The organism is Polycladidibacter hongkongensis (assembly GCF_001561995.1).
In the GTDB taxonomy this organism is placed as follows: domain Bacteria; phylum Pseudomonadota; class Alphaproteobacteria; order Rhizobiales; family Stappiaceae; genus Pseudovibrio; species Pseudovibrio hongkongensis.
In genome coordinates, this window is sequence record NZ_LLWC01000030.1 from 96,960 (window position 1) to 103,307 (window position 6,348).

Annotated in this window: 5 protein-coding genes; all 5 read left to right on the forward strand. The window is 52.3% G+C overall.

What is annotated here, in order from left to right:
• The first annotated feature begins 65 nt into the window (after nt 1-65).
• A complete protein-coding gene (gene cysD, locus AYK82_RS14810) occupies nt 66-974 on the forward strand; it encodes a sulfate adenylyltransferase subunit CysD (RefSeq protein WP_068317671.1) in 909 nt (302 codons plus the stop codon).
• Nucleotides 974-2,878 carry a sulfate adenylyltransferase subunit CysN gene (cysN, locus tag AYK82_RS14815; protein ID WP_068317673.1) on the forward strand — a complete coding sequence of 635 codons (1,905 nt, stop codon included), beginning with the start codon at nt 974-976 and terminating at the stop codon, nt 2,876-2,878. The genes cysD and cysN overlap by 1 nt, the downstream gene beginning before the upstream one ends.
• Before the next feature lie 135 nt (nt 2,879-3,013).
• Nucleotides 3,014-3,859 carry a 3-deoxy-8-phosphooctulonate synthase gene (kdsA, locus tag AYK82_RS14820; RefSeq protein WP_068317700.1) on the forward strand — a complete coding sequence of 282 codons (846 nt, stop codon included), beginning with the start codon at nt 3,014-3,016 and terminating at the stop codon, nt 3,857-3,859.
• A gap of 186 nt (nt 3,860-4,045) precedes the next feature.
• A complete protein-coding gene (gene eno / locus AYK82_RS14825) occupies nt 4,046-5,320 on the forward strand; it encodes a phosphopyruvate hydratase (protein WP_068317676.1) in 1,275 nt (424 codons plus the stop codon).
• Between the two features lie 181 nt (nt 5,321-5,501).
• The gene (locus tag AYK82_RS14830) at nt 5,502-5,801 is read left to right on the forward strand and encodes a hypothetical protein (RefSeq protein WP_068317677.1); all 300 of its coding nucleotides are present in this window, start codon (nt 5,502-5,504) and stop codon (nt 5,799-5,801) included.
• Nucleotides 5,802-6,348 lie beyond the last annotated feature (547 nt).

Below are 6,348 nucleotides of genomic sequence, written 5' to 3' on the forward strand. Positions count from 1 at the left end.
AGCCCAAGCATAATCGCTAGACTCCAAGGCAACAAACGAGACATCCTCAAGCCTTGGAGATAGTGATGGGCATCGAGCGTTTTTCCCATCTGAAGCAATTAGAGAACGAGAGCATTCACATTATCCGCGAGGTCGCGGCGGAGTTTAACAACCCGGTGATGCTGTACTCGATTGGCAAAGATTCTGCGGTGATGCTGCATTTGGCGTTGAAGGCGTTTTACCCCTCGCGCTTGCCGTTTCCCGTGCTGCATGTGGACACCACTTGGAAGTTTCGCGAAATGATCGAGTTTCGCGATGCCAATGCAAAAAAGTATGATCTGGATTTGATTGTGCATACCAACCCTGAGGGGAAGGCACAAAATATCAATCCGTTTGATCATGGCAGCTCCAACTACACCCACATTATGAAAACCGAGGCGCTGAAACAGGCTCTCGACAAATACGGGTTTGATGCCGCTTTTGGCGGTGCGCGCCGGGATGAGGAAAAATCCCGAGCCAAAGAACGTGTGTTTTCTTTCCGAACCAAAAGTCACGGCTGGGACCCGAAAAACCAGCGGCCAGAATTGTGGCAGCTGTTTAATGCGCGGGTAGCGCCGGGTGAGAGCATTCGTGCTTTCCCGCTGTCCAACTGGACCGAGCTTGATATCTGGCAATACATCCTCGCGGAGGGCATTGAAGTGCCTTCGCTGTATCTGGCTAAACAGCGACCAGTGGTGGAGCGGGGCGGCACGTTGCTTATGGTGGATGACGAGCGTTTGCCGCTGCATCCAGGCGAGGTCGTGCAGCAGCGCATGGTGCGTTTCCGCACACTTGGCTGTTATCCGCTGACAGGTGCGGTGGAAAGCGACGCGGACACCCTTGAAGATGTTGTTGGAGAAATGCTGGTGGCGCGCACGTCAGAGCGGCAAGGCCGCCTGATCGATCATGATGATGCCGCTTCCATGGAAAAGAAGAAACGCGAGGGCTACTTCTAATGAACCAGATCGCCCCTATTGATGCCAGTGCTGCGGTTGCGGCCTTTGTTAGTAGTCAAGAAAACAAAGAGCAGCTGCGTTTTCTTACCTGTGGTAGCGTGGATGATGGCAAGTCGACCCTGATTGGTCGCCTGCTTTACGATAGTAAACTGATCTTTGAAGATCAGTTGCAAGCGCTGGAAAAAGACAGTCGTCGCCATGGAACTGTCGGCGAGGATATCGATCTTGCGTTGCTGGTGGATGGGCTTGAGGCGGAACGTGAACAGGGCATTACGATCGACGTTGCCTATCGCTTCTTCTCAACAGACAAGCGCCGGTTTATCGTTGCCGATACGCCGGGCCACGAGCAATACACGCGCAACATGGCCACCGGTGCCTCTACAGCGGATCTGGCGATTTTGCTGGTGGATGCGCGCAAGGGGCTGCTGACGCAAACGCGGCGGCATGCCTTTATCGCCTCTTTGCTTGGTGTGCGCCATTTGGTGCTTGCGGTCAATAAAATCGATCTGGTGGACTATTCCCAGCAGGTTTTTGATGAGATTTCGGCGGAATTCGCCAGTCTCGCCGCATCGTTTGATTTTGAAAGCGCCACGGCAATTCCCATGTCGGCCCGTTTTGGTGACAATGTCACTTCAGTCAGTGAAAATCTCTCTTGGTTTCAAGGGCCCACATTGCTGGCGCATCTGGAAACTGTGCCGCTTGCAGCGGAGCAAAGCTCGCAGGCGTTTCGCTTGCCGGTGCAATGGGTAAACCGTCCTAATCTGGATTTTCGCGGTTTTTCCGGTACGGTGAGCGGCGGCACTATCCGGGTTGGAGACGAGGTTGCTGTCGCCAGTTCGGGGAAGACTTCGCAGGTTGCGCGCTTGGTCACAATGGACGGAGATCGGCAGTCCGCCGCGCCGGGTGAAGCCGTGACCGTAACGCTGGCCGACGAGATTGACATCTCGCGCGGCGACGTGCTTGCCCATGCGCAGCACCGGCCAGAGGTGAGCGACCAATTAGCTGCACACTTGATCTGGATGTCCGAAGCGCCGCTGTTTCCCGGGCGCTCCTATTTGCTGAAATGTGGCTCAAGCACAGTGACGGCACAGGTCAGCGAGATCAAACACAAGATCGATGTGAACTCCTCACAGCATCTGGCGGGCAAGCAGCTAGAGCTCAACGAGATCGCGTTTTGTAACCTGTCGCTCTCCAAGAGCATTGCTTTTGATCCCTATGAAGCAAATCGGGAGACTGGCTCGTTTATCCTGATCGATCGGATGAGCAATGAGACAGTGGCCGCTGGTTTGATCTGGTTTGGTTTGCAGCGGGCGAGCAATGTGCACCTGCAGTCGCTGAATATCAGCAAGGCAGAGCGTGCCGCCCAAAAGGGGCAAAAAAGCGCGGCGCTGTGGTTTACCGGCTTGTCTGGCGCAGGGAAATCTACCATTGCCAACGCTCTGGAGAGCAAGCTGCATGCTCTCGGCGCGCATTCCTATCTGCTGGACGGCGACAATATCCGCCATGGGTTGAATCGGGATCTTGGCTTTGCCGAAGCGGACCGGGTGGAAAATATCCGCCGGGTCAGTGAAACGGCCAAGCTGTTTGTTGATGCTGGGCTTATCACGCTGGTGTCGTTTATCTCGCCATTCAAGGCGGAGCGGCGACAGGCGCGCGAGAAGTTCGAGGACGGTGAGTTTATTGAAATTCATGTGGCAACGCCGTTTGAAACCTGTGCGCAGCGTGATCCCAAAGGGCTCTATGCCAAGGCAAAGGCCGGGGAAATTACCAATTTCACCGGGTTAGACAGCCCCTATGAGGTGCCAGAGGCCGCCGAGCTGGTGCTGGACACGTCAAGCAAGAGCCCCGAGATGCTGGCGGACGAGATTATCGGTTATTTGCGCGAAAAGCAGATAATTCTTTAAAAGACCGGTTGTTTTAAACTGGTAGAAGAGGGGTGCCGTTGGGCGCCCCTTTTTGTTGCAGGTCTTGTGTTTTTGGTTGCAAAGCAGTATTCAACCTTCGGCTACTCTAACGCATTTCATGGGAGTAATTGCTTCGTGTCCAAGCCCAACACTACTGTAAAGGTTGGCTCCGCCGAGTTTTCAAATAGTAAACCTTTTTCGCTGATTGCCGGCCCGTGCCAGATGGAAAGCCGGGAACACGCCTTGGAGATGGCGCAGGCCTTGAAAGAAATCACCGAACAGCTCGGCATTGGCTTTGTTTTTAAAACAAGCTTCGACAAGGCAAATCGCACCAGTCTTTCTGCGGGGCGCGGCGTGGGGATGGCCAAGGGCCTTGACGTGTTTGCCGAAATCAAAGAGACCTATGGTTTGCCGGTGATCACGGATGTGCACGAGTCGCATCAGTGTGCGCCCGTTGCTGCGGTCTGTGATGTTTTGCAGATACCTGCCTATTTGTGCCGCCAGACGGATTTGTTGATTGCAGCTGCTAAGACTGGCGCGGCGATTAATGTGAAAAAAGGGCAGTTTCTCGCACCTTGGGACATGCAGCATGTTCTCAATAAAATAACGCAGAGTGGCAATGCCAATGTGATGCTGTGCGAGCGTGGGGCGAGCTTTGGTTACAACACCCAAGTTTCCGATATGCGCGGCCTGCCTATTATGGCGGCGACAGGCGCGCCGGTGATTTTTGATGCAACCCATTCAGTACAGCAGCCCGGCGGGCAGGGGGGTTCCTCTGGCGGACAGCGGGAATTCGTTCCTGTGTTGGCGCGGGCGGCGGTTGCCGTTGGTGTGGCGGGCTTGTTCATAGAAACGCATCAAGATCCTGATAAAGCACCAAGTGATGGACCGAATATGATTCCCCTGAACCGTCTCAAGGAACTGCTTGAGTGGTTGCAGGAGTTTGACAAGGTTGCTAAATCCGGCTCTTTTGAGCTGTGATATTTAAGTGATCTTGTTTTTGATACGTATAGACTACGTATTAGCAGGCAGGTGCGACAAAAAACGCGAGGTAAGACCCCTGAAATACTAAAGGATGGACAGAATGTCCTCTTTTAAAGACTTATCTCACGGGCTAGGAACACCTAAGCCTAACTACGAAACGCTACTGGTATACTGGAGCAAGAGATGACAGCTATCATCGATATTATCGGCCGTGAAATTCTCGACAGTCGCGGTAATCCGACTGTTGAAGTGGATGTTCTTCTGGAAGATGGGTCCTTTGGCCGGGCCGCGGTTCCTTCCGGCGCATCCACCGGTGCATATGAAGCTGTTGAACGTCGCGATGGCGGCGAACGCTTCATGGGCAAAGGCGTTGAAGACGCTGTAGAAGCTGTAAACGGTGAAATTTTCGACACTGTTGGCGGCATGGACGCTGAAGACCAGATCAAAATCGATCAGGCAATGAACGAACTTGACGGCACCAACAACAAAGGCCGTCTGGGTGCAAACGCAATTCTGGGTGTTTCCCTTGCTGTTGCAAAAGCTGCTGCCGAGGCTTCCGGCCTGCCGCTGTACCGCTATGTTGGCGGTTTTGGTGCCCGCACCCTGCCAGTGCCAATGATGAATATCATCAACGGTGGTGAGCACGCTGATAACCCGATTGATTTCCAGGAGTTCATGATCGCTCCGGTTGGCGCTGGCTCTATCCGTGAAGCTGTGCGCATGGGCTCTGAAATCTTCCACACCTTGAAAAAAGGTCTGGGCGCTGCTGGCCACAACACCAACGTTGGTGATGAAGGCGGCTTTGCCCCTGGTATCGGTTCTACCAAGGAAGCGCTGGACTTCGTTGTCAACGCGATTGAGAAAGCCGGTTACTCCGCTGGTAACGATGTAATGATCGCGCTGGATCCGGCATCCACCGAGTTTTTTGAAAACGGCAAGTACAACCTGAAAGGCGAGAGCCGTATTCTCGACCCGCAGGAAATGGCGCGCTACTACGAAGAGCTGGTCAACAATTACCCAATCTACTCCATCGAAGATGGTATGGCGGAAGATGACTTTGAAGGCTGGGCCGCGTTGACACAGGCTGTTGGCAACCGCGTACAGCTGGTTGGTGATGATCTGTTTGTGACCAACTCCGAGCGTCTTGCTATGGGCATTGAAAAAGGCATCGCCAATTCCATTCTCGTAAAAGTGAACCAAATCGGCTCACTGACCGAGACCATGGAAGCTGTTGAGATGGCGCACCGTGCCGGCTACACCTCTGTGATGTCGCACCGCTCTGGAGAAACTGAGGACAACACAATTGCCGATCTGGCTGTTGCCTTCAACTGTGGCCAAATCAAAACCGGCTCCATGTCCCGTTCTGACCGTCTGGCAAAATACAACCAGCTGATCCGTATCGAGGAAGAGCTGGGCACAATGGGTCACTACGCTGGTCGTGCGGTTGTAAAAAAATAGGCCTTGCATAATCAAGCGCTTTATGGGGTCCGGTTAGAAGCCGGGCCCTTTTTTTTGGCGTAAGCTTAGGTAAATCATAAACATAGACAATTTAAATTACTTTAAAAATTAGTGGTAAGGTTGAAGACGTGTTGTGCTTGTAGTACTTGACCCTCAATCTTTTAACTATGGAATTAATAGTATGAATGATGAGAAGGGTCTTGAGTACATTGCAAAGCAATGTATTTTTGTATTTCTACTAATGATTGCAATGCAGACTTATAAAGCGCTTGTAAGCATTGTACTCAGCCTCGCGGCTGTTTCTTATAAAACTAGCGGGCTTGCAGCTTCCTTCTTTATGGAGCTGGGAATTATAAATGCAGTTGTCTTTTTTTGTCTCCGCAGTTGCACTTTTGTTTTTTTGGCGAAAGAAAAGTTTCATTTCAGGTATAGTTTTGCTGGTGATTGCTACATTAAAACTATGGGACCTCCTATATGTTGATTTCTTAAGTGGCTATACGAAGGTTGAGTGGACTTCGTATATTTTGCCGGTGCTTTACTTTGGTACCGCCTGCTGCGGCTGCGTCGTTACGTGGCGTTTACGGTCGTTCAGCTAGCAATTTCGATATATTTCTCTTTTGTCGGAGGGCCGAGTTGAGCGCAGAACTGTCGCTAAGTAATGCATGTTTGAGTTGGCCCGCTGCGGGCAGGCAAGGCACATCCGGAGACAACACTCCACCTACTGGCAAGGTTGTACTTTTGAATGCCGAATTGCGTATTCACAAAGGGGAACATGTGGTGCTGAGCGCTCCATCGGGTCAGGGAAAAACGACGGTTCTACAAGCGTTGCTTGGCTTACGGAGTTTACAGAGCTGTAGTGACCCAGTGAGTTCCTGCTCATGCTACAGTGAGGAAAATGGTAGCGATGAGTGAGACATTGGAAGACGGTTTCAAGCGTTGGACAGCGAAGCGCAAATCGGCGCTTGTTATTGAGATCCTGCAGGGCAAGACGACGGTGGCCGAGGCTAGCCGTTCTTACGACCTGTCCC

Coding starts and splice junctions, on each gene's coding strand:
- cysD (WP_068317671.1), top strand. CDS start 66: ATGGGCATCGAGCGTTTTTCCCATCTGAAGCAATTAGAGAACGAGAGC.
- cysN (WP_068317673.1), top strand. CDS start 974: ATGAACCAGATCGCCCCTATTGATGCCAGTGCTGCGGTTGCGGCCTTT.
- eno (WP_068317676.1), top strand. CDS start 4,046: ATGACAGCTATCATCGATATTATCGGCCGTGAAATTCTCGACAGTCGC.
- AYK82_RS14830 (WP_068317677.1), top strand. CDS start 5,502: ATGAATGATGAGAAGGGTCTTGAGTACATTGCAAAGCAATGTATTTTT.